The sequence below is a fragment of the Pseudomonas sp. AC016 genome, from assembly GCF_979253365.1.
On sequence record NZ_CEEDCC010000001.1, the window covers coordinates 2,081,737 to 2,105,176 of the forward strand.

19 protein-coding genes are annotated in these 23,440 nt (G+C 59.9%); 1 reads left to right on the top strand and 18 read right to left on the bottom strand.

Going from position 1 to position 23,440, the window contains the following annotated elements; all coding sequences use genetic code 11:
* Positions 1 to 65: 65 nt before the first annotated feature.
* Entirely contained in the window at positions 66 to 2,804 is a 2,739-nt protein-coding gene (secA, locus tag AC0IXS_RS09210) for a preprotein translocase subunit SecA (protein WP_004881495.1), read from the bottom strand.
* A gap of 305 nt (positions 2,805 to 3,109) precedes the next feature.
* Between secA and AC0IXS_RS09215 the strand changes: the two genes are divergently transcribed.
* Complete coding sequence (locus AC0IXS_RS09215; protein WP_004881496.1) at positions 3,110 to 3,565, top strand: DUF721 domain-containing protein; 456 nt, start codon at positions 3,110 to 3,112, stop codon at positions 3,563 to 3,565.
* A 17-nt stretch (positions 3,566 to 3,582) separates the two neighbouring features.
* Here the strand turns inward: AC0IXS_RS09215 and AC0IXS_RS09220 are convergent, their stop codons facing one another.
* The 17 genes from AC0IXS_RS09220 to mraZ form a co-directional block, all read right to left on the bottom strand.
* On the bottom strand, positions 3,583 to 5,196 hold the full coding sequence (locus AC0IXS_RS09220; protein ID WP_471824439.1) for an ATP-binding response regulator: 1,614 nt from the start codon (positions 5,194 to 5,196) through the stop codon (positions 3,583 to 3,585).
* A 238-nt stretch (positions 5,197 to 5,434) separates the two neighbouring features.
* A complete protein-coding gene (gene lpxC / locus AC0IXS_RS09225; protein WP_471824441.1) occupies positions 5,435 to 6,346 on the bottom strand; it encodes a UDP-3-O-acyl-N-acetylglucosamine deacetylase in 912 nt (303 codons plus the stop codon).
* A gap of 112 nt (positions 6,347 to 6,458) precedes the next feature.
* Positions 6,459 to 7,646 (bottom strand): cell division protein FtsZ, encoded by a 1,188-nt coding sequence (gene ftsZ, locus AC0IXS_RS09230; RefSeq protein WP_025996289.1) that lies wholly within the window; start codon positions 7,644 to 7,646, stop codon positions 6,459 to 6,461.
* Between the two features lie 76 nt (positions 7,647 to 7,722).
* A complete protein-coding gene (ftsA, locus tag AC0IXS_RS09235) occupies positions 7,723 to 8,979 on the bottom strand; it encodes a cell division protein FtsA (RefSeq protein WP_057407917.1) in 1,257 nt (418 codons plus the stop codon).
* A gap of 14 nt (positions 8,980 to 8,993) precedes the next feature.
* A complete protein-coding gene (locus AC0IXS_RS09240) occupies positions 8,994 to 9,857 on the bottom strand; it encodes a cell division protein FtsQ/DivIB (RefSeq protein WP_029243293.1) in 864 nt (287 codons plus the stop codon).
* A gap of 3 nt (positions 9,858 to 9,860) precedes the next feature.
* Complete coding sequence (locus AC0IXS_RS09245) at positions 9,861 to 10,820, bottom strand: D-alanine--D-alanine ligase (RefSeq protein WP_057407915.1); 960 nt, start codon at positions 10,818 to 10,820, stop codon at positions 9,861 to 9,863.
* The gene (murC, locus tag AC0IXS_RS09250) at positions 10,817 to 12,277 is read right to left on the bottom strand and encodes a UDP-N-acetylmuramate--L-alanine ligase (RefSeq protein ID WP_004881503.1); all 1,461 of its coding nucleotides are present in this window, start codon (positions 12,275 to 12,277) and stop codon (positions 10,817 to 10,819) included. Before murC ends, AC0IXS_RS09245 begins: the two co-directional genes overlap by 4 nt.
* The gene (gene murG / locus AC0IXS_RS09255; protein WP_057407913.1) at positions 12,270 to 13,340 is read right to left on the bottom strand and encodes an undecaprenyldiphospho-muramoylpentapeptide beta-N-acetylglucosaminyltransferase; all 1,071 of its coding nucleotides are present in this window, start codon (positions 13,338 to 13,340) and stop codon (positions 12,270 to 12,272) included. Before murG ends, murC begins: the two co-directional genes overlap by 8 nt.
* Positions 13,330 to 14,544 (bottom strand): putative lipid II flippase FtsW, encoded by a 1,215-nt coding sequence (ftsW, locus tag AC0IXS_RS09260; protein ID WP_029243297.1) that lies wholly within the window; start codon positions 14,542 to 14,544, stop codon positions 13,330 to 13,332. The genes murG and ftsW overlap by 11 nt, the downstream gene beginning before the upstream one ends.
* Positions 14,541 to 15,887: a UDP-N-acetylmuramoyl-L-alanine--D-glutamate ligase gene (murD, locus tag AC0IXS_RS09265; RefSeq protein ID WP_057407910.1), complete on the bottom strand. Its 1,347-nt coding sequence runs from the start codon at positions 15,885 to 15,887 to the stop codon at positions 14,541 to 14,543. Before murD ends, ftsW begins: the two co-directional genes overlap by 4 nt.
* 5 nt (positions 15,888 to 15,892) lie before the next feature.
* A complete protein-coding gene (mraY, locus tag AC0IXS_RS09270) occupies positions 15,893 to 16,975 on the bottom strand; it encodes a phospho-N-acetylmuramoyl-pentapeptide-transferase (protein WP_025996294.1) in 1,083 nt (360 codons plus the stop codon).
* A complete protein-coding gene (locus AC0IXS_RS09275) occupies positions 16,975 to 18,345 on the bottom strand; it encodes a UDP-N-acetylmuramoyl-tripeptide--D-alanyl-D-alanine ligase (RefSeq protein ID WP_471824445.1) in 1,371 nt (456 codons plus the stop codon). Before AC0IXS_RS09275 ends, mraY begins: the two co-directional genes overlap by 1 nt.
* Positions 18,338 to 19,801 carry a UDP-N-acetylmuramoyl-L-alanyl-D-glutamate--2,6-diaminopimelate ligase gene (locus tag AC0IXS_RS09280; protein WP_057407907.1) on the bottom strand — a complete coding sequence of 488 codons (1,464 nt, stop codon included), beginning with the start codon at positions 19,799 to 19,801 and terminating at the stop codon, positions 18,338 to 18,340. The genes AC0IXS_RS09275 and AC0IXS_RS09280 overlap by 8 nt, the downstream gene beginning before the upstream one ends.
* Positions 19,801 to 21,528, bottom strand: a complete 1,728-nt coding sequence (locus AC0IXS_RS09285; protein ID WP_161987312.1) for a peptidoglycan D,D-transpeptidase FtsI family protein — start codon at positions 21,526 to 21,528, stop codon at positions 19,801 to 19,803. The genes AC0IXS_RS09280 and AC0IXS_RS09285 overlap by 1 nt, the downstream gene beginning before the upstream one ends.
* The gene (gene ftsL, locus AC0IXS_RS09290; protein WP_004881511.1) at positions 21,528 to 21,821 is read right to left on the bottom strand and encodes a cell division protein FtsL; all 294 of its coding nucleotides are present in this window, start codon (positions 21,819 to 21,821) and stop codon (positions 21,528 to 21,530) included. Before ftsL ends, AC0IXS_RS09285 begins: the two co-directional genes overlap by 1 nt.
* Positions 21,818 to 22,759, bottom strand: a complete 942-nt coding sequence (gene rsmH, locus AC0IXS_RS09295; protein WP_081021646.1) for a 16S rRNA (cytosine(1402)-N(4))-methyltransferase RsmH — start codon at positions 22,757 to 22,759, stop codon at positions 21,818 to 21,820. Before rsmH ends, ftsL begins: the two co-directional genes overlap by 4 nt.
* Before the next feature lie 2 nt (positions 22,760 to 22,761).
* Positions 22,762 to 23,217, bottom strand: coding sequence for a division/cell wall cluster transcriptional repressor MraZ (mraZ, locus tag AC0IXS_RS09300; RefSeq protein ID WP_025996300.1), 456 nt, complete (start codon positions 23,215 to 23,217; stop codon positions 22,762 to 22,764).
* Positions 23,218 to 23,440: the final 223 nt, after the last annotated feature.

A 23,440-nucleotide genomic window follows, 5' to 3' on the forward strand; every position in this document is an offset into this window, starting at 1 on the left:
GATTCAATGAAAAAACGCCGCGACGGGCAAGCCGGTCGCGGCGCGGGTATTACAGTGTCAGGGCCTTAGTTGATCTGGCCGTGACAGTGTTTGAACTTCTTGCCCGAACCACACCAGCACAGCTCGTTGCGACCCAGTTTCTGGTCGTTGCGAACCGGTGTAGTTGCGACGGCAACGGCCTCGCCCTCTTCCTCGATCAGCGCAGGCTGGTCGATACCCGGGGCTTCAGCGTGTTCGAACTGCATGCGCTTGGCCAACTCCTCGGCTTCCTGACGCTGACGCGCCTCTTCTTCCTCGGGGTCTTCGCGGCGAACCTGAACGTGGGACAGGACGCGAATGGTGTCACGCTTGATCGAGTCCAGCAGTTCCTGGAACAGGGTGAACGACTCGCGCTTGTATTCCTGCTTCGGGTTCTTCTGGGCGTAGCCACGCAGGTGGATACCGTGACGCAGGTGATCCATGGTCGACAGGTGGTCTTTCCACAGGTCGTCCAGAACGCGCAACAGAATCTGCTTCTCGAAGGAGCGCAGCGCTTCGGCACTGGCCTGATCTTCTTTCTCGTTATACGCGACCAGCAACTGATCCATGATCTTGGTGCGCAGGCTGTCTTCGTGCAGGTGATCGTCCTCGTCGAGCCACTGCTGAATCGGCAGCTTCACGGCGAAGTCGGTGTTCAGTGCAGCTTCCAGACCCGGAACATCCCACTGCTCGGGCAGCGATTGTGGCGGGATGTGCTGGCTGATGAGGTTGTTCAGCACTTCAGCACGGAAGTCAGCGATGGTGTCGCCAATGTTGTCCGCAGCCAGCAGCGTATTACGCATGTGATAGATCACTTTGCGCTGCTCGTTGGCCACGTCATCGAATTCAAGCAGCTGCTTGCGAATGTCGAAGTTGCGACCTTCGACCTTGCGCTGCGCTTTCTCGATGGCGTTGGTCACCATGCGGTGCTCGATGGCTTCGCCGGACTGCATGCCGAGCGCCTTCATGAAGTTCTTCACCCGGTCAGAGGCGAAGATGCGCATCAGGCTGTCTTCCAGCGACAGGTAGAAGCGGCTGGAACCGGTGTCGCCCTGACGACCGGCGCGACCGCGCAGCTGGTTGTCGATACGGCGCGATTCATGACGCTCGGAAGCAATTACGTGCAGACCGCCCGCTTCGATGACCTGCTGGTGACGCTTCTGCCAGTCTGCCTTGATCTGTGCGATCTGCTCGGGGGTCGGGTCTTCCAGATTGGCGACTTCGACTTCCCAGTTACCGCCCAGCAGGATGTCAGTACCGCGACCGGCCATGTTGGTGGCGATGGTCAACGCACCCGGACGACCGGCCTGAGCGATGATTTCCGCTTCCTTTTCGTGGAACTTGGCGTTCAGAACCTTGTGCTCGATGCCTTCGGCATTCAGCAGACGAGACATGTGCTCGGAGGTTTCGATGGTCGCCGTACCCACCAGCACCGGACGGTTTTCCGCCAGACAGGCCTTGATGTCGGTCACGATGGCCGCGTACTTCTCTTCCGCCGTCAGGTAGACGAGGTCGTTGAAGTCCTTGCGCGCCAGTGGCTTGTTCGGCGGAATGACCATCACGGCCAGGTTGTAGATCTGGTGGAATTCGAACGCTTCGGTGTCGGCTGTACCGGTCATGCCGGACAGCTTGTTGTACAGACGGAAGTAGTTCTGGAACGTGGTCGATGCCAGGGTCTGGCTTTCGGCCTGAATGTTCAGGTTTTCCTTGGCTTCGATGGCCTGGTGCAGGCCCTCGGACAGGCGACGGCCCGGCATGGTACGACCGGTGTGCTCGTCGACCAGCAGCACCTGACCGTCCTGGACAATGTACTCGACGTTGCGGTTGAACAGTTTGTGCGCACGCAGACCGGCATAGACGTGAGTCAGCAGGCCCAGGTTGTGCGCCGAATACAGGCTCTCGCCTTCAGCCAGCAGGCCGACTTCGGTGAGCATCTCTTCAATGAACTGGTGACCGGCTTCGTTCAACTCGACCTGACGGGTCTTCTCGTCAACGGTGAAGTGACCGGCCTTGGTGACCTGGCCTTCCACTTCCTCGATGTGCTGCTCGAGCTTGGGGATCAGTCGGTTGATTTCGGTGTACAGCTTGGAGCTGTCTTCAGCCTGACCGGAAATGATCAGCGGCGTACGCGCTTCGTCGATCAGAATGGAGTCGACTTCATCGATCACGGCAAAGTTGAGTTCGCGCTGGAACTTGTCGTCCATGCTGAACGCCATGTTGTCGCGCAGATAGTCGAAGCCGTATTCGTTGTTGGTGCCGTAGGTGATGTCAGCGGCATAGGCTGCGCGCTTCTCTTCCGGCGGCTGGAATGGCGTGACGATGCCTACGGTCAGACCGAGGAATTCGTACAGCGGACGCATCCAGTTGGCGTCGCGGCGTGCCAGGTAGTCGTTCACGGTAACCACGTGAACGCCTTTGCCCGACAGCGCGTTGAGGTAGACCGCCAGGGTGCCGACGAGGGTTTTACCTTCACCGGTACGCATCTCGGCGATCTGGCCTTCATGCAGGGTCATGCCACCGATCAGCTGAACATCGAAGTGGCGCATGCCCATGACACGCTTGCCCGCTTCACGCGCGACAGCGAACGCTTCCGGCAGCAGTTGATCGAGGGTCTCGCCTTTGGCTATGCGGGCCTTGAACTCTTCGGTCTTGGCGCGCAATTGCTCGTCCGAAAGGGCCACCATTTGCTCTTCGAAGGCATTGACGAGTTGAACCGTCTTGAGCATGCGTTTGACTTCACGCTCGTTCTTGCTTCCAAAAAGTTTTTTCAACAAAGGCGCAAACATATCGACAGGATCTTCCACACATAGGAATGGAGGGCGGCCCCGTGAGTCGCCCGTGCAGCCCTGATGGCTGCATGCGAACGAGCATTCTACCCGGAAACGATGGTGAGGAAAGTGGCGTTATTCCACGATGCTGGCACAGCGCTGTGACGGGGCAGATTTACAATGGGGCCATTTTCAAGCACTTCAACCCGCAAAACGGGGAAGTTACTCATTGATTTGCATATGAAAGCACGGAAAGGCCTCTGAAAGCAGCCGTTACAATGCTTTCTGTTAAGATGAGCGCCTTGTCACCAAGGCACCTCCCCATGGCTTTTCGTCCTCTGAATGCTCGTGCGCCTGCAGTGCTGCTGCGCGAAGCCAAGCCTTTGAAGGCTATCTTTCGGCACGCCGAACGCCTGAGCCACCTGCAACGCCTGGTCGAGAGCCAGTTGCAGCCCGCTGCCCGCGAGCATTGCCATGTGGCATCGTGGCGGGAAGGCAGCCTGTTGCTGATCGTGACGGACGGTCACTGGGCCACCCGTCTGCGTTATCAGCAGAAGCGCCTGCACCGACAACTGGTCGCGTTCGATGAATTCATCAACCTGACACGGATCGTGTTCAAGGTTCAGCCACCTGCAGCGCCACGCGGCGCGGCGACACACACCATCGACCTGTCCACGGTTGCGGCTGAAAACATTCAGGCCACCGCCGACGGCATCACCGACCCCAAGCTGCGCGCCGCACTCGAGCGGCTGGCCAGCCATGCAAGAGACAAGCGCTGAAGGCGTCACTGGCCAAATCAGGAACTCTCTGTGAGCGTCTCGCGCATGGACAGCAGATTGAGGCGCAGTTCCGACGGCCGGAGCGGCTTGGACAATATCGAAACCTCCCGCCCCTGCAACGCCTCCTGCACCTTCTCCACTTCACGCCCTGTAACGATCAGCGCTGGCACATCCCAGCCACGCGCAGCACGTACCTGATCAATGCAGTCGAGCCCATTGGCGGTCGTGCCCAGATCGTAATCGGCAACGATAATGTCGCAGTTGGTGGTCAACCCCTCGGCTGAGCGTGCGGTCTGAACCTCGCATCCCCAACGTCCGAGCAAAGCAGCGGTGGCCATCAGGACGTTTTCGTCATCCTCCACCAGACAAATCTTCACGCCCTTGAGCAGGCTGTCCCCCAGTACCTTCCTGCGCACAGGCTGAAAGGGCGCGGCAACTTCCTGAAGCCCGTCGATGATGACTGTCGTGCCCCTGTCTACCTTTGAGTCGATTCTGATCCCCACGTCGAGAATCTGGCTGAGCCGCTTCACGATAGACAGCCCCAGCCCGACACCCTCGACGTCTTTGTCACGCACATGACGCACGCGATAGAACTCGTCACATACCCGGGGCAGGTGCTCTGCGGCAATACCGCGTCCCTGATCATGAATACTGATCGAAAGGCCGCCTGCGGATCGGCGCACACCAATAAGCACCGGGCGGTCGGGAGCATATTTGAGCGCATTGGAGAGAACGTTCTGGACCATGGTGGAAAGCAGCGTGCCATCGACCCTGGCCCAACGACGACAAGGCCTTAGCCTCAGCTCGACGCCTGCCCAACGCGCCGCCGCAGCATTCTGCTGAACCACATCGCGAAGCATCTCCCCCAGATGAACGACCTCGGACTTGGCCGAGACCTTGCCGCTGTCCAGGGTGTAGATGTCCAGAATGGAGCGAAACAATTGCGAAACGTTGTGCAGGGAACGGTCGATGTTGTCGACCAGTTGGCGCTCGTAGTCGCCCAGAGGGCTTGAGCGCAGGCAGGCCGTGAACATGCCGATGGAGTGAATGGGTTGGCGCAGATCGTGACTGGCCTGAGCCAGAAACCGCTCTTTTTCCTGATTGGCCAGAGTGGCCTGCTCCGAGGCCTGTCGGGTTCTGACCAGCAGAATGTGAGCGTAGGCAGGCACCAGAATGGTGATAGCCACGAGCATCAGCACCATGAACGGCTGTGCCTGCCAATAAGGCGTCAGTTGGTAGATGACCAGGATCGCCAGTATTGCCAGAGATGCAGCAATCGCCAGATAGCGAGAGCCGTAGCGCATGCCATTGCCGAGCGTGACCCAGACCATGACGCTGAAAATGGGCAGCGTCGCCTCGCCACCTACAACCAGCCCAACCGATATCCCGGTGTAGTCATGCACCATACCCAGCACACGCCGCACGGCGAACTCACCGGGGTAGCTGATGATGTGCTGGCGCAGGACCAGAGAAACCACCAGAAATGCAGCGTAATAAACAATGATCGGTTGATATTGGGCGACGCTCAGCCCCGGTAGAAAGCCGATCAGCGAGACATAGGTGATCGCAAAGGTCGCCACGATCAAACGCAAGGTCGCCTGATCCAGCTCAGCATTTTTCCGGTCGCTCATTCGCCACCTGCTCTCAATCGAAAAGCCTGTCTGAGCTGTAACAATACCTGACAGCCGGTGTTAATCGCCAAGGCCCGCTTCACCGCATAAACAAAGACTGATGGCCTGCCTGGGTGTGGCGGATTTCGAGAGGTTATACGATCAGCCGAATCGATATCGAATGACTTTATTCAACCCATAAAAAAAGGCCGCCCGAGGGCAGCCTTTAAAGAACAAAAGGAAAGAGAGTAAAGCTTGCTTACACGGCCGCGACAGGGCGCATATAAGAAATAGGTGCCGTACTGGCATCCTCGAAGGTCACCACTTCCCAGGCATCTGTCTGCGCAATAAGCGCACGCAGAAGACGGTTGTTCAGTGCATGCCCCGACTTGAAGCCCTTGAACTCACCGATCAGGCTATTGCCCAGCAGGTAGAGGTCACCGATGGCATCCAGGATTTTATGTTTGACGAATTCGTCCTCGTACCGCAGGCCGTCTTCGTTCAATACCCCTTCCTTGTCGACCACAATGGCGTTTTCCACACTGCCGCCGAGTGCGAGGTTGTGCTTGCGCAGGTACTCGATGTCACTCATGAACCCGAAGGTCCGGGCACGGCTGACTTCCTTCACGAAGGAAGTACTGGAAAAGTCCACGCTTGCACTCTGGGTGCGGTCACGGAAGACGGGGTGATCGAAATCGATCTCGAAACTGACCTTGAACCCTTCGAAAGGCACGAAAGTAGCGCGTTTACCGCCCTCTTCCACTGAGACTTCCCGCAGGATCCGGATGAATTTCTTCGGCGCGTTCTGTTCTTCCAGGCCAGCCGATTGAATCAGGAATACGAATGGGCCTGCGCTGCCGTCCATGATAGGAACTTCGGAGGCAGAGAGCTCGACGTAGGCGTTATCGATGCCAAGGCCAGCCATGGCCGAGAGCAGGTGTTCTACCGTGTCAACTTTGACATCACCATTGACCAGTGTGGTCGACAGAGTGGTGTCACCGACGTTTTCCGCACGCGCAGGGATCTGCACGACAGGATCAAGGTCGGCTCGGCAAAACACGATGCCGGTATTCACAGGTGCGGGCTTGAGGGTCAGGTAAACCTTCTCCCCGGAGTGCAGGCCTACACCTGTGGCACGGATAATATTTTTCAGGGTGCGTTGTTTAATCATGGCATGGGCCGCTTCAGCGCAAGTTGCGAACTGGTATCAACAAAGGCTGGCGATGATAGCAGACCATGCCTTTGCTGAACACCAATCACCCTAATACCCCTGATACATTTCATCAATCGGCCTGACGACGCAGGAAAGCCGGGATGTCCAGGTAGTCCAGATCATCGTTAGGGTTCATCTTCGCTGCTGCGGTGGCACCTGCGTGTGCCTGATTGCGCATCACGGTAGGACGGTCCAGATCGCGGTAGTTGACCGAAGGGGCTTCCTGACGGGCCGCTGGCTGAGCCGAGGAGTGCTGAGTGGTCTGCAGGGTATTGTCGATCACCTTGACAGGCTTCTCGATTTTCGCGCCCAGACCGGTCGCGACCACAGTCACGTGCAACTCGTCACGCATGTCCGGATCGATAACGGTACCGACCTTGACCATCGCGTGCTCGGAAGCGAACGCTTCGATGATGCTGCCCACGTCCGAGTATTCACCCAGAGACAGGTCAGGACCGGCGGTGATGTTGACCAGGATGCCGCGAGCGCCCTGCAGGTTGACGTCTTCGAGCAGCGGGTTGCGGATGGCTGCCTCGGTCGCTTCACGTGCACGGTTCGGACCGCTGGCGCAGCCAGTGCCCATCATTGCCATGCCCATTTCGCTCATCACGGTGCGTACGTCGGCAAAGTCGACGTTGATCATGCCCGGACGCTTGATGATGTCGGAGATACCGCGAACGGCACCGGCCAGTACATCGTCTGCCTTGGCGAAAGCCGACAGCAGGCTGGCGTCCTTACCGAGGATAGTCAGCAGCTTCTCGTTGGGAATGGTGATCAACGAGTCGACGCTTTCGGACAGCATGCGGATGCCTTCATCGGCGATCTGCATACGCTTGCGGCCTTCGAACGGGAACGGACGGGTCACGACTGCGACCGTCAGAATGCCCATTTCCTTGGCCACTTCGGCAATGATCGGTGCTGCACCGGTACCGGTACCGCCGCCCATGCCTGTGGTGATGAAGACCATGTTGGTGCCTTGCAGGACTTCTGCAATGCGCTCACGGTCTTCCAGTGCGGCCTGACGACCGACTTCAGGGTTGGCGCCAGCGCCAAGGCCTTTGGTCACGCCTGTGCCCAGCTGAAGAATGGTGCGCGCGCCGATGTTTTTCAGCGCTTGAGCATCCGTGTTGGCGCAGATGAATTCCACGCCTTCGATGTTGCTCTTGACCATGTGATTGACAGCGTTACCGCCACCACCGCCTACACCGATGACCTTGATTACCGGGCTTTGCGGGACGTTGTCTACGAGTTCGAACATTTTCTCTCTCCTTCCGCTCTCTAGTTAGTTTGCCTACTGCCTGCCGCTATTGTTTTGAAGCTTTGAATCTTGAAGCTTAAAAATTGCCCTGGACCCAACGCTTGATACGCTCAAGCACCGGAGCCTTGGGTTCGTCGCCGTAACTGCTGTTGCCGACAGTCCCCGACAGCGAAATACCATCGGATTGTTTCTGCAGCCCGTACAGCAACAGGCCTACGCCTGTGGAGTAGATCGGGTTGCGGACGACATCAGCGAGCCCTTTGACGCTATGCGGAACGCCCAGGCGCACCGGCATGTGGAAGATTTCCTCGGCAAGTTCCACCGCACCTTCCATTTTCGAGGTACCACCGGTCAGCACGATGCCGGCCGGGATCAGATCTTCATAACCGCTGCGACGCAGTTCGGCCTGGATCAGGGTGAACAGCTCGTCGTAACGAGGCTCGACCACTTCGGCCAGGGCCTGGCGCGACAGCTCGCGAGGTGGACGGTCGCCCACGCTCGGTACCTTGATGGTTTCGCCGGCGCCGGCCAGTTTGGCCAGGGCGCAGGCATAACGAATCTTGATTTCTTCGGCGTACTGGGTCGGTGTGCGCAGCGCCATCGCGATGTCGTTGGTCACCTGATCGCCTGCAATCGGGATCACCGCGGTGTGCCGGATCGCGCCTTCGGTGAAAATCGCGATGTCAGTGGTACCGCCGCCGATGTCCACCAGGCAGACGCCCAGCTCTTTCTCGTCATCGGTCAGGACCGAATAGGCCGAGGCCAGTTGCTCCAGAATGATGTCGTCGACTTCCAGACCGCAGCGACGCACACACTTTTCGATGTTCTGGGCAGCGTTCACTGCGCAGGTCACCACGTGGACCTTGGCTTCCAGACGTACGCCCGACATGCCCAGCGGCTCACGAACGCCTTCCTGGTTGTCGATGACGTAGTCCTGAGGCAGCGTGTGCAGCACGCGCTGATCGGCAGGGATGGCAACAGCCTGGGCAGCGTCGAGTACACGTTCCAGATCCGCAGAGCTCACTTCACGGTCGCGGATTGCCACGATGCCGTGGGAGTTCAGGCTGCGGATGTGGTTGCCCGCGACGCCGACGAATGCCGAGTGAATACGGCAGCCAGCCATCAGCTGGGCCTCTTCGACAGCGCGCTGGATCGACTGCACGGTCGATTCGATGTTCACCACCACGCCCTTCTTCAGGCCGCGGGAGGGATGGGTACCGATACCCACGATTTCCAGCGAGCCATCGGCCGCGACTTCGCCTACCAGTGCCACCACCTTGGAGGTACCGATATCCAGCCCGACGATCATTTTGCCGCTTTGCACATTTGCCATGGTCCTGCCTCTTATCAATTCTTCGCGACGGCGGGTTTGTCCGACGTCGGCGCTGCCTGTTCACGCCAGCCAACTGCAAGGCCGTTGGCGTAACGCAGGTCGATGCGCGCAATATTCGTGATTTGGTCTTTAAGCGTTTTGTCGTAAATCGCGATGAAGCGGCGCATTTTTTCGACGAGATGGTCGCGTCCCAGCAACAACTCGATACCCGGCCCAGCACTACCGGCACCTGTTGTCAGGAACCAGCTGCCACGCTCGCGCAATTCCAGGCGCACGATGGAGAAGCCCATGGGGCGCAACATCTGACTCAACACCTGGTACTGCTGCATCACCTGCTGCTGGGCCCGCTGCGGGCCGAACAACTGGGGAAGATGTTCATAATTGGACAGTTCACGCGGCGTGAAAGCCTGCCCCTGGTTGTTCAGCAGCGACTCGTCACCCCAACGGGCAACGGGCAACTGCTCTTCCAGGCGAATCACCACCTGGTCCGGCCACACACGTCTGACTTCGGCGTGTGCAATCCATGGCATCTGTTCAAGCTCGGTGCGCATGGCGGCCAGATCGATCTTGAAAAAGCTCGACGCCACGAACGGTGCAATCCGCTGCTGCACGGCCTGCTGACTGATGTAGCTCAGATCGCCCTGCACATTGATGCGGGTGATCGGGCGGTCGGCGTACGGCATGATCCTTAGAGCCGCTTCGTATGTACCAAAGCCCAGCACGACCAGCATCACCGGCCAGAACAGACGTTTCAGGAAACTGAAGTTCGGTTTTGGCATACGCGCAGACAGCGGCTCCTTGGCCACCATCCGGCTGGCGCCACGAGGCACCGGCTTGCGGTTGGGTGCAGGTGGCTGATGGCGTGCCGAAGCGTTCATGCCTTAAGCCCTCGCCTGAACGCTGTCGGCCAGAATCGCCAACACCAGTTGCTGAAAATCCAGACCTGCAGCACGTGCCGCCATCGGAACCAGGCTGTGATCGGTCATGCCCGGCACCGTATTGACTTCCAGCAGCCAGAACTTGCCTTGCGCGTCCTGCATGACATCCGTGCGCGCCCAGCCAGCAATGCCAATGGCTTCGCAGGCGCGTGCTGTCAGTTGTTTGAGTTCCTGCTCACGCTCGTCGCTCAAACCGCATGGAATCCGGTACTGGGTATCGGAAGCCAGGTACTTGGCGTCGTAATCGTAAAAACTGTGGGGAGTGCCCAGGCCGATGACCGGGAGCACCTGGTCACGCAGAGAAGCCACAGTGAACTCCGGCCCCTGAATCCACTGCTCGACCAACACTTGCGAATCGTAGGTACTGGCGGCTTTCCAGGCGGCGATCAATTCGTCGACGCTGGTCACTTTAGCCATACCGATACTTGAGCCTTCATGGGCCGGTTTGACGATCAAAGGGAAGCCCAGTTCCGTCGCGGCAGAAATACAATCCTGCTCACTGACGAGTGCCGCGTGCAAAGGCGTTGCAAGGCCCAGACTCTGCCAGACCTGCTTGGTGCGCAGCTTGTCCATCGCCAGAGCAGAAGCGAGTACGCCGCTGCCGGTATAGGGGATTTCCAGGCACTCCAGCAGCCCTTGCATGGTGCCGTCTTCGCCGCCGCGACCGTGCAGCACGATGAACGCCCGGTCGATCTTTTCATTCACCAGTTGTTGCAGGAAATCGTCGCCCACGTCGATGCCGAACGCATCCACACCGGCAGCCTGCAATGCCTCAAGCACTGCCTGTCCGGATTTCAGGGACACTTCCCGTTCGGCACTCTTGCCGCCAAAAAGCACGGCAACGCGGCCGAAGCTTTTCGGCTCGAGTGTCGAGCACAGGGAAGACGGGGCGACGGCTGTCATTTCAGCTTACCTTCGGTTGAAGCCACTTTTGCGCCGACGAACAGCGGACTCTTGAGCAATTGCGGAGCCAGACCACCAATGTCGCCCGCACCCTGGCACAGCAGGATGTCGCCGGCGCGCAGCAGCGGCTTGACCAGCGGCGCCAGCTCAACGCCACGCTCGATGTAGATCGGATCAAGCTGACCACGCTGACGAATGCTGTGGCACAGGTTGCGGCTGTCCGCACCGGGAATCGGTTCTTCACCGGCCGGGTAGACTTCCATCAGCAACAGCACATTGGCATCGGCCAGCACCTGCACGAAATCGTCGTACAGATCACGGGTCCGGCTGAAACGGTGCGGCTGGTAAACCATGACCAGACGACGATCCGGCCAGCCACCGCGCACAGCATTGATCACCGCAGCGACTTCACGTGGGTGGTGACCGTAGTCGTCGACCAGCATAACGTTGCCGCCTTCGACCGGCAGCTCGCCATACACCTGGAAGCGACGGCCCACACCCTGAAAGCCCGACAGGCCCTGAACGATGGCCTCGTCACTGACGCCTTCGTCGGTCGCGATTGCAATGGTCGCCAGCGAGTTGAGCACGTTGTGATTGCCCGGCATGTTCACGGACACATCCAGCGGCTCGCGGTCGCGGCGCAACACGGTAAAGAACGTCAGCATGCCGTCCTGGCGCACATTGATTGCGCGCACATCGGCCTCTTCACTGAAACCGTAAGTCAGGATCGGACGCTTGACCTGCGGCAGGATTTCACGAACCACAGGATCATCGATGCACATCACCGCCAGCCCATAGAACGGCAGGTTGTGCAGGAATTCGACGAAGGTTTTCTTCAGTTTGTTGAAGTCGCCTTCGTAGGTCGCCATGTGATCGGCGTCGATATTGGTGACCACAGCCACCAGCGGCTGCAGGTGCAGGAAGCTGGCATCGCTTTCGTCGGCTTCGGCGATCAGATAGCGGCTGGTGCCCAGCTGGGCATTGGTGCCCGCAGCGTTCAGGCGACCACCGATCACGAACGTCGGGTCCAGGCCACCGGCCGCGAACACCGAAGCGATCAGGCTGGTGGTGGTGGTCTTGCCGTGGGTACCGGCCACAGCGATGCCGTGGCGATAGCGCATCAGCTCGGCCAGCATTTCGGCGCGTGGCACAACCGGAATACGGCGCTCAAGAGCGGTGGCCACTTCCGGGTTGGAGGTGTTGACCGCACTGGACACGACCAGCACATCGGCACCCATGGTGTTCTCGGCGCGATGGCCGAGGAAAATCTGTGCGCCGAACGACTCGAGACGTTCGGTCACCGGGGAGCTCTTGAGGTCGGAACCCGACACTTCGTAGCCCAGGTTCAACAGAACCTCGGCAATGCCGCACATGCCGACACCGCCGATACCGACGAAGTGGATGCGACGGATGCGGCGCATTTCAGGTTGCGGCATGGCGCGTTGATTCTCAACCATTGACCACCTCCACACAGACATCGACCACGGTATTGGTTGCATCGGGCTTGGCCAGGCGACGTGCCGTGCGGGCCATGCTGTTCAATTGTTCGGGTTGCATCAAAACCTCTTTCAGGCGTGCAGCCATCTCGGCTACGCCAGTTGTCGCTTGCGGCATGACAAAGGCTGCGCCTTCGCGGGCCAGATAGTCAGCGTTACGGGACTGATGGTCATCGATCGCATGGGGCAACGGGATCAGCAGCGACGGCAGGCCTGCGGCCGCCAGTTCGCTGATGGTCAGTGCGCCTGCGCGGCAGACCACCAGATCGGCCCAGCTGTACGCTTGAGCCATGTTCTGGATGAACGGCGCCACTTGCGCCTCGACGCCCACGTTGCGATAACGCTCGGCGGTGATGTCGTCGTGATTCTTGCCCGCCTGATGGAACACTTCAGGACGGATATCCACAGGCAGTTGCGCCAGCGCTTCGGGCAGCAGCTTGTTCAGCGGCTCGGCACCCAGGCTGCCGCCCAGCACCAACAGGCGTGCCTTGCGACCGGCCAAGGCCTGACGCGGCGTTTCAAGAAACAGCTCGACACGCACCGGATTGCCGGTCGTGCGGCGTTTCTTCGACGCCGCGAAGGTGTCCGGGAACGCCTCGCACACTCGGCTGGCGAACGACGCGAGACTGCGGTTGGCAGTACCGGCTACAGCGTTCTGCTCATGAATGATCAACGGCACGCCTGCCAGCTTCGCGGCAAGACCACCGGGACCGGTGACATAGCCACCGAAACCGACCACACACACCGGCTTGAGCTCACGCACCACCTTGCGGGCCTGCATCAATGCCTTGAGCAACATCAGCGGCGCCTTGAGCAGGGACAGACGTCCCTTGCCACGCAAGCCGGTGACATTGATCAGGTGCAGGGTCAGCCCTGCCTGAGGCACGAGTTCGTTCTCGATGCCACGCGGGGTGCCCAGCCAGTGAACCTTGTAGCCGCGCGACTGGAATTCGCGAGCGCAGGCCAGCGCCGGGAACACATGCCCGCCGGTGCCGCCCGCCATGATCAGCACGTTAGCGTCCATGAGGCGTCTCCTCGGCGAAGTCGCTCTCTTTGAACTCGGCTTCTTCACTGCCCATGTTGTTGCGCGATTCCCATTCGATGCGCAGCAGCAGCCCAAGGCTGGCACAGCAGATCACCAACGAGCTGCCGCCGTAACTCAGGAACGGCAAGGTCAGCCCCTTGGTCGGCAACAGACCGACGTTCACGCCAATGTTGATCAGGAACTGACCGATCCACAGGAAAGAAAGGCCGTAGGCAACGTAGGCACCGAAGAACTGTTTGGCCCTTTCTGCCCACATACCGATGTACATGCCACGAATACTGACGAACAGAAACAGCGCAACCGTGAGCAACGAACCCACGACACCCAGTTCTTCAGCGAGCACAGAGAACACGAAGTCCGTATGCGCTTCCGGCAGATAGAATTGTTTCTGGACGCTGTTGCCCAGACCGACACCGAACCATTCGCCTCGACCGAAGGCGATGAGCGCCTGGGTCAACTGGTAGCCGGAACCGAACTGGTCGGCCCACGGGTCGGTAAAGTTGGTCAGACGCGCCATCCGGTAAGGCTGGGCCTGAACCAGCACCACCACCGAAACGACGGCCAGCACGACCATCAGCGAGAAGCGGAACAGCCCTACGCCGCCGAGGAACAGCATCGCGGCCGCAGCGCCCATCATCACGACGGTTGCACCGAAGTCTGGCTCCATCAGCAGCAGACCGGCCATGGGCAGCAGCACGATGAACGGTTTGAAGAAGCCCATCCAGCTTTCGCGCACTTCCTGCTGACGACGAATCAGGTAACCGGCCAGAAAGATCACCACGAAGACCTTGGCGATCTCGGAAGGCTGCACGTTGAACGCGCCAAATCCGATCCAGCGCATGGACCCGTTGACCTCGCGCCCGATACCCGGCACCAGCACCATCAGCAGCAGGCCGAACGCACCGAGCAGCATCAGCCAGCCCAGGCGCTGCCAGGTGGCGACCGGGATCATCATGGTCACGCCGCACGCGCCCAGACCGATCAACAGGTACACCAGGTGACGGGTCATCATGTACAGCGTGTTGCCCGACTGCACGGCGGCGACTTCCGACGACGCGGAGGTGATCATCACCAGACCGAGGCCCAGCAAGGCAAGGCAACCGACCAGCATCGGGAAGTCGAGGTCGATGCCCCGTCCGCTGATCAGGGGCGATGGATACGGCTTGATCACACCGAAGATCATGACAAGCACTCCACTGCCTGCGCGAACACTCGTCCGCGCTCTTCATAATTCTTGAACATGTCCAGACTGGCGCAGGCCGGGGACAGCAGAACGGCATCGCCGTCCTGAGCCAGTCCGGCACTGCGTTCGACGGCAGCCTGCAGCGTGTCGACATGCACCAGCGGTGCAGCGTCGCCCAATGCCTGAGTGAGTCGTTCGGCATCACGCCCCAACAACACGACGCTGCGGCAATGCGCAGCAACGGCAGCACGCAAACCGCTGAAATCGGCGCCCTTGCCGTCGCCACCGGCAATCAGCACCAGCTTGCCGGGAATGTCGGCACCCAGGCCTTCGATGGCAGCCAGTGCGGCGCCCACGTTGGTGGCCTTGGAGTCATTGTAATAATGAACGCCGTTCAGCTCACGGACCCACTGACAGCGGTGCTCGAGACCCGAGAACTCACGCAGCGCCGAAAGCATGACATCGAAAGGCAGACCAACCGCATGGCCAAGCGCCAGAGCGGCAAGCGCGTTGGCATGGTTGTGTGCGCCGCGCATTTTCAGATCGCGAACCGGCATCAGGTTTTCGAACTGGAAGGCCAGATACTTTTCGCCGTTCTCTTCGCGCAGGCCAAAGCCATGGAAATCAGGCTTGTTCAGGCCGAAGGTCCAGCACGGCAAACCTTCGCCAATCAACGGACGGGACAACGCATCCTGACGGTTGACCACCACCTGCCGCGCGCCACGGAAGATCCGGTGCTTGGCAAGGTGGTAGGCAGGCAGACCGCTGTAACGGTCCATGTGGTCTTCGCTGATGTTCAGCACGGTCGCCACTTCAGCGTTGAGCTGATCGGTGGTCTCCAGCTGAAAGCTGGACAGCTCCATCACGTACAACTCGACGTCATCGCTGAGCAGATCAAGCGCCGGAGTCCCCAGGTTGCCGCCCACGGCGACGCGCTTGCCTGCCGCTGCTGCCATCTCGCCTACCAGCGTCGTCACAGTGCTTTTCGCATTGGAGCCGGTGATGGCAACAATCGGGGCCTTGGCGTAACGCGCGAACAGCTCGATATCGCCAGCCATCTTCACGCCACGCGCCTGCGCTTGCTGCAAGGCTGGCGTCGCGAGGGCAAGACCGGGGCTGACATAGACTTCATCGGCACGGCAGAGGAATTCCACGTCCAGCTCGCCACAACGCACTTCCACCTGCGGGTAATCCCGGCGCAAGGTCGCCAGTTCCGGCGGATTCTCCCGCGTATCGGCCACGGCAAAGGACACGCCCCGGTTCGCCAGGAAGCGAACCAGGGACATGCCGCTTTTGCCTAGACCCACGACAATGCGGAAGCGGTCGGAAACGATCAGGGACACTCGCTCTACCTCAGTTTCAGCGTGGCAAGGCCGATCAGCACGAGAATCACGGTGATGATCCAGAAACGGACGATCACGCGTGGCTCGGGCCAGCCTTTGAGTTCAAAGTGGTGGTGTATGGGCGCCATGCGGAAAACCCGGCGACCGGTCAGTTTGAAAGACGCAACCTGAATGACCACTGAAAGGGTTTCCATCACGAAGATGCCGCCCATGATGAACAGGACGATTTCCTGACGGACGATCACGGCCATGGTGCCCAGTGCAGCGCCCAGCGCCAGCGCGCCGACGTCGCCCATGAAGACCTGGGCCGGATACGTGTTGAACCAGAGGAACCCCAGTCCCGCCCCGATCAGCGCCCCGGAGAACACAATCAGCTCACCCGCCCCCGGTACGTAAGGGATCAGCAGGTATTCAGCGAATTTCACGTTACCCGACAGGTAGCAGAAGATGCCCAGCGCGCCGCCCACCATCACGGTCGGCATGATCGCCAGACCGTCCAGGCCGTCGGTCAGGTTCACCGCGTTGCTGGAGCCGACGATCACGAAATAGGTCAGCACCACGAAGCCGATGCCCAGCGGAATACGGACGTCCTTGAGCATCGGTACGATCAACGTGGTTTCGGTCGCCGACGGCGCGGTCGTATAAAGGAAGATCGCGGCGCAGAGGCCAAATACCGATTGCCAGAAATACTTCCAGCGACTCGGCAGGCCACGGGAGTTCTTCTCGATCACCTTGCGGTAATCGTCGACCCAGCCGATGGCACCGAACAGGAAGGTGACGAGCAGCACGACCCAGACATAGCGGTTGCTCAAGTCAGCCCACAACAAGGTGCTGATGCCGATGGAAGAAAGAATCAGCGCGCCGCCCATGGTGGGCGTGCCCGATTTGGACAGGTGCGACTGCGGACCGTCGTTGCGCACGGACTGGCCGATTTGACGCATCTGCAAGGTGCGGATCATCCACGGGCCCAGGCACAGCGAAAGCGTCAGCGCAGTGAGCACGCCAAGAATCCCGCGCAGCGACAGGTACTGAAAGACTGCGAAGCCTTTGTAGAACTGTTGTAAGAACTCGGCCAACAGCAGCAGCATCAATGTTTCTCCAGGCTAGAACCGCACAAAGCAGCCACGACGTTTTCCATCGCAGCGCTACGCGAGCCCTTGATCAATAAAGTGGTGTTTTTGTCTTGCTCAGCGCCCAGCGCTTCGATCAGCTCGGCCTGAGTGATGAAATGACGTGCGTGCGGGCCAAAGGCGCTGACCGCATGGGTCATCAGCGGGCCGACGGCATACAGCGCCGATACCTTGCCAGCAGCGTAAGCGCCCACATCGTGGTGGCCCTGCTCGGCCCATTCGCCCAGCTCGCCAATGTCGCCCAGCACCAGAACGGTCCGTCCTGCAAAGCTGGTCAGCAAATCAACGGCGGCGTTCACCGAAGATGGATTGGCGTTGTAGGTGTCATCAATCACGCGCATGCCATTGCTGGCGATATGCGGAACGGCGCGGCCCTTGACCGGCTGTACGTTGTTCAAGCCTTCGACGATGCCGTCCAGGCTGACGCCCAGCGCGCAGGCAGCGGCTGCGGCGGCCAGTGCGTTGGTCACATTGTGCGTGCCCAAGAGATTCAGTTGTACCTGCGCGGAGCCTGACGGACTGTGCAGCGTGAAGCCCGGGCAGCCGCGCTCGTCGCGAGTCAGCTCACTGGCATGCAGATCCGCTGCTTCGTTGTTCAGTGCAAACGTCAGGACCTTGCTGTCACCGGCACGCGCTTGCCAGATCGGGAACGCCTTGTCGTCGAGATTCAGAACCGCCGTGCCGTTGGCATCGAGACCTTCGATGATCTCGCCCTTGGCTTCGACAATGCGATCAGGGCCGCCGAACTCGCCGACATGGGCCGTGCCCGCATTGGTGAGAATGGCGACGTGCGGCTTGGTCAGGCTGACGGTGAAAGCGATTTCCCCGACACGCGATGCGCCCAGCTCGATGACTGCAGACGTATGCTCGGCGCCCAGTTCCAGCAGGGTCAACGGCACGCCCAGCTCATTGTTCAGATTGCCACGGGTCGCGAGAACGGGGCCGCGCGTGCGCAGAATGCTGGCGAGCATTTCCTTGACCGTGGTTTTGCCGCTGGAACCGGTGACCGCCGCTACCGGACGATCAACAAACGCATTGCGGTTCATCGCACCCAGTTGCGCCAGTGCCTTACGGGTATCCAGCACGACCAGTTGCGGCAGCTTCGAATCCGGCACTTCGCGCTCGACGAGCGCACCGACAGCACCCTTGGCAGCGACTTGATCGAGGTATTCGTGGCCGTCGAAACGCGGACCGGTCAGTGCGATGAACAACTGACCCGGTACAATGGCGCGGCTGTCGGTGCTCACACGGTCAAAGCTGCAATCGTCGCCAACCAGACGGGCATCGAGCGGTGCAACCAGTTCGCTGAAGGTCAATGGCTTAAGCATGCGCAGGCTCCCATGCGGCCAACGCTTTGGCAGCTTCTTCCAGATCCGAAAACGCGTGACGCTGACCGTCGATTTCCTGATAGTCCTCGTGCCCCTTGCCGGCCAGCACAATGACGTCGTCGGCTTTGGCACCGGCAATGAGTTGCGCGATGGCCTGACCGCGGCCTTCAACGAACTTCACGTTATCCGCTGCGCTGAAACCGCCACGGATGTCATCGAAAATCTGCGACGGTGCTTCTGTACGAGGATTGTCGTCAGTGACCAGAACACCGTCGGCCAGACGCTCGACGACCTCGGCCATCAGCGGGCGCTTGCCGCGATCACGGTCGCCGCCACAGCCGAACAGGCACAACAACTGGCCCTTCGCGTGCGGGCGCAAGGCTTCGAGAACTTTTTCCAGCGCATCCGGCGTGTGGGCGTAGTCGACTACCACCAGCGGCTTGTCGGCACCACCCAGACGCTGCATGCGACCGACCGGACCTTCGAGCTTGGGCAGTGCCTTGAGAATTTCGTCCAGCGCGTAATCCAGACCGAGCAAGGCGCCAACCGCAGCCAGAACATTGCTCAGATTGAAGCGACCCAACAGGCTGCTGCGCAGGAAATGCTGACCTTGCGGGGTCACCAGTGTGGCGCGCACACCATCGTCGTCGAACTTCGCGTCGCGGCAATACAGATAAGCCGAGCTGTCCAGCAGGCTGTAGGTAATCAGCCGTGACTCCTGCTTTTCTGCCGCCAGCGAGCGACCGAATTCGTCATCCAGATTGATGACCCGGCAACTCAGATCAGGCCAGGCAAACAGCTTCGCCTTGGCCGCGCCATAAGCTTCCATGGTGCCGTGGTAGTCAAGGTGGTCACGGGACAGGTTGGTCAGCACCGCCACATCGAAGGCCAGCGCAGTCGCACGACCCTGATCGAGACCATGGGACGACACTTCCATCGCAACAGCGCGAGCACCGGCCTTTCTCAGGTCAGTAAGTGTGGCCTGAACGGCAATCGGGTCTGGCGTGGTATGACGTCCGCTTTGCAGCGCGCCATAGAAGCCAGTGCCCAGCGTGCCGACGATGCCGCAATGCTGACCCAGCAGATCGAGCGCCTGGGCAACCAGCTGGGTAACGCTGGTCTTGCCGTTGGTGCCGGTTACACCGACCAGATTCAGGCTGCGGCTCGAATCGCCATAGAAACGTCCTGCGATGGCAGACAGCTGCGCCGCCAGGCCCTTGACCGGAATCAATGGCACGTCGGTGATTGGCAGCACGGTGGAGCCTTCGGCTTCATACGCAACGGCGGCTGCGCCACGCTTGAGCGCGTCGGCGATGTGCGCGCGGCCATCAACCTTGAGGCCGGGGATTGCCAGAAACAGATCGCCCGGACGCACGTTGCGGCTGTCCAGCGTCAACTCGCGAATCAATGCATCGCGGTCGGTGTGAGCGAAAAGCTTGCTCAGATTAAAAGCCATCAACCACGCCCTCCTTTGACGACTGCCGGGGCAGTGTTGACCTGCTCAGGTGCGAGGTTGTCGGGAGAAACGTTCATCAAACGCAACGTGCCGGACATGACCTTGCTGAATACCGGGGCTGAAACCAGGCCGCCGTAGTAACCGCCCTTGCTCGGCTCGTCGATCACCACAACGATGGCGTAGCGAGGGTTGCTCATCGGACCGAATCCGGCGAACAGCGAACGGTAGGAATTCTCGGCGTAACCCTTGGTGCCGATGGACGTCTTGCGCGCCGTGCCGCTCTTGCCGCCGACGTGATAGGACGGCACACGGGCGCGATACACACCACGCGAGTCTTCGATCACTTGTTGCAACATGCCTTGCACCGTCTTGGCGGTCGCTTCCGGAATCGCCTGAACCGCTGTCGGCGCTGCGTCACTTTTCAGAATGGTCAACGGCACGATGCGGCCGTTGTTGGCCAGAGCGCCATAGGCGTGCACCAGCTGCAACGCGGTGACCGACAGGCCGTAGCCGTAGGACAGCGTGGCGGTTTCAGCCTTGCGCCATTCGCGATAGTTCGGCAGGTTCCCTACACGTTCGCCCGGGAAACCCAGGCCGGTGTACTGACCGAAGCCGACGCGCTGCATCGCACGGAAAATCGATTCGCCGCCCACATCGAACGCGACCTTGCTCATGCCGACGTTACTGGAGTTGATCAGGATGCCGGTGAGGTCAAGCACCGGGCCTTCCGTCTTGGTCACGTCGCGGATGGTGTATTTACCGATCTGCAGCGTGCCCGGATACACCTCGACCTTATCGGTCGGTTTCCAGCGACCGCTGTCCAGCGCGGCGGTCATCGAGATCGGCTTCATGGTCGAACCCGGCTCGAACACGTCGATGATCGCCCGGTTGCGCATGGCGGCCGGCACCATGGTGCGGCGGTTGTTCGGGTTGTAGGTCGGCTGGTTGACCATCGCCAGCACTTCGCCGGTCTTGACGTCCATGATCACCAGACTGCCCGCCTTGGCCTCGTTTTCGACGATGGCATTGCGCAGTTCACGGGTCGCCAGATATTGCAGACGCAGGTCAATAGACAAAGCCAAGGTCTTGCCGGCCTTGGCGTTCTTGGTCACCTGTACGTCCTTGATCAGTCGGCCTCGCCGGTCCTTGATGACCTGCCGCTTGCCGGGCACTCCGGCAAGCCAGTCGTCATAAGCCAGTTCGACCCCTTCGCGGCCATGATCGTCCAGGTCGGTAAAGCCGACCATGTGGGCGGTCACATCGCCTGCGGGGTAGAAACGACGAAATTCCTCGATGCCATAGACACCGGGGACTTTGAGATCAAGTACCGACTGACCCTGTTCAGGTGTCAGGCCGCGGACCAGATAAATGAACTCCTTGGTAGCCTGCGCGTCGAGGCGCTCGGTCAGTGCCTTGAGGTCCTGCCCCATGGCAGCAGCAAGCATCGGCCACTTGGACTTGTCTTGCTGCATTTCGCGCGGGTTGGCCCACAGCGTAGTGACGGGTGTGCTGACAGCCAGAGGCTCGCCGTTACGGTCAGTGATCAGACCACGGTGAGCCGGAATGGGGATGTGACGAAGGCTGCGCGCATCGCCCTGTTCCTTCAGGAACGTATGGTCGATGACCTGCAGATCGACGATGCGCCAGCAGATGGCGAGCACCAGGCTGACCAGTAATCCCACGACAACCCGAAAACGCCACGGGTAAAGTGCGCCGTCAAGCTTCATCATGGCGCCACCATCCGTACTTCGGCAGCATTGGGAATGCGCATTTTCAATTGTTCGGTCGCCAACTGCTCGATACGGCTGTGGGCTGTCCAGGTGCTCTGCTCAAGGATGAGGCGGCCCCACTCGGCCTGCGCCTTGTCGCGCACGCTCATTTCCGAATACAGCGAGTTGAGCAATTGACGGTTCAAATGCGCGCTATAGGAAACGCCAATCGCCGAAACGAGGACGGCGATGAACAGCAGCAGCATAATGAAGCTGCCACCGGGCAAGGGTTTCAGGAAAAGACGGCTCACCTGAGCTTCTCCGCTACGCGCATGACAGCACTGCGCGAGCGTGGATTGGCTTTGGTTTCGGTGTCCGATGCAAATTGAGCCTTGCCGTGAATGCGGATCTTCGGCTCGAACGCCTTGTACTGGATCGGCAGGTTGCGCGGCATGTTATCGGCTTCGCCCTTGGCGAGCTTACGCATGAACAGTTTGACGATGCGGTCTTCCAGCGAGTGAAAGCTGATGACCACCAGACGGCCGCCGATTTCCAGCGCGCCCAGGGCAGCTTCGAGGCCCGCTTCAAGATCGCCCAGTTCGTTGTTGACGTGGATACGCAGCCCCTGAAAGGCGCGCGTCGCAGGATTCTTGCCTTTTTCCCAGGCAGGGTTGGCGACCTTGAGGACTTCTGCGAGATCGGCAGTGCGTTCGAAAGGTTGGACTTCGCGGCGTTGTACGACGGCGTTGGCCATACGTTTGGCGAAGCGCTCTTCACCGTATTCCTTGAAGACCCGGGCGATTTCTTCGGCAGGTGCCGTGGCGATGAACTCGGCCGCACTGACACCACGCGTCGGATCCATACGCATGTCCAGCGGGCCGTCGTTCATGAAACTGAAGCCGCGTTCAGGGTCGTCAAGTTGTGGAGAGGACACACCCAGGTCCAGCAGGATGCCACTCACTTTGCCCGCAAGACCCCGCTCCTGAGCTTCGGATCCCAATTCGGCAAAGCTGCGCTGCACAATGACAAAGCGGCCGTCTTCGGCCGCTAGCGTTTGCCCCGTGGCAATCGCTTGAGGGTCCTTGTCAAACCCGAGCAGCCGGCCATCAGGGCCGAGGTAGCTGAGAATAAGTCGACTGTGCCCGCCACGACCGAACGTTCCGTCCATATAGCAGCCATCCGCGCGCAACGCGAGAGCCTCCACGGCTTCTTCGAGCAGTACGGTGATGTGGGTAAAGCCGCTATTCATAGTCACAGGATCAGGTCACGTAATTCATCAGGCATCGCGCCAGGTTGTTGAATGGCAGCAAGGTCCGCATCAGCAAGTGCGTTCCAGGCGTCCTCGTCCCACAATTGAAACTTGTTGAGTTGCCCCACGAGCATTACGCGCTTATCCAACCTGGCATATTCGCGAAGACGCGGAGGAACCAGAAAGCGTCCGCTGCCATCCAGCTCCAGATCGACTGCATTACCAATCAAAAGCCGTTGCAAACGGCGGTTTTCTTCACGAAACGTCGCGAGCTCACGAAGTTTGGCTTCAATCAGTTCCCACTCGGACAGCGGATAAAGACACAAGCAGGGGTCAACGGCATCTATGGTCACGATCAACTGGCCGGCACTACGCGAATCCAACTCGTCGCGATACCGGCTCGGCATGGCGAGACGGCCTTTGGCATCGAGATTGATCGCGTTGGCACCACGGAACACAGGCGCATTCTCCAAATATTAGCTTTTTGCGCTCAAAAAACCCACTTCGTGCCACTTTCTGCCACTTGCGCACACTATAGGAATGCGCCTGCCACACCGTCAAGGCACGCTCTCAAGGAAAAGCCTTACATTTCGCAGATTTAGGAGTGGTATTGGAGGGTTTTAGCTAAATTACGGAAGGTTCTGACGGACGAATCCCACTCAACTCAATCCGCTAGGGCTT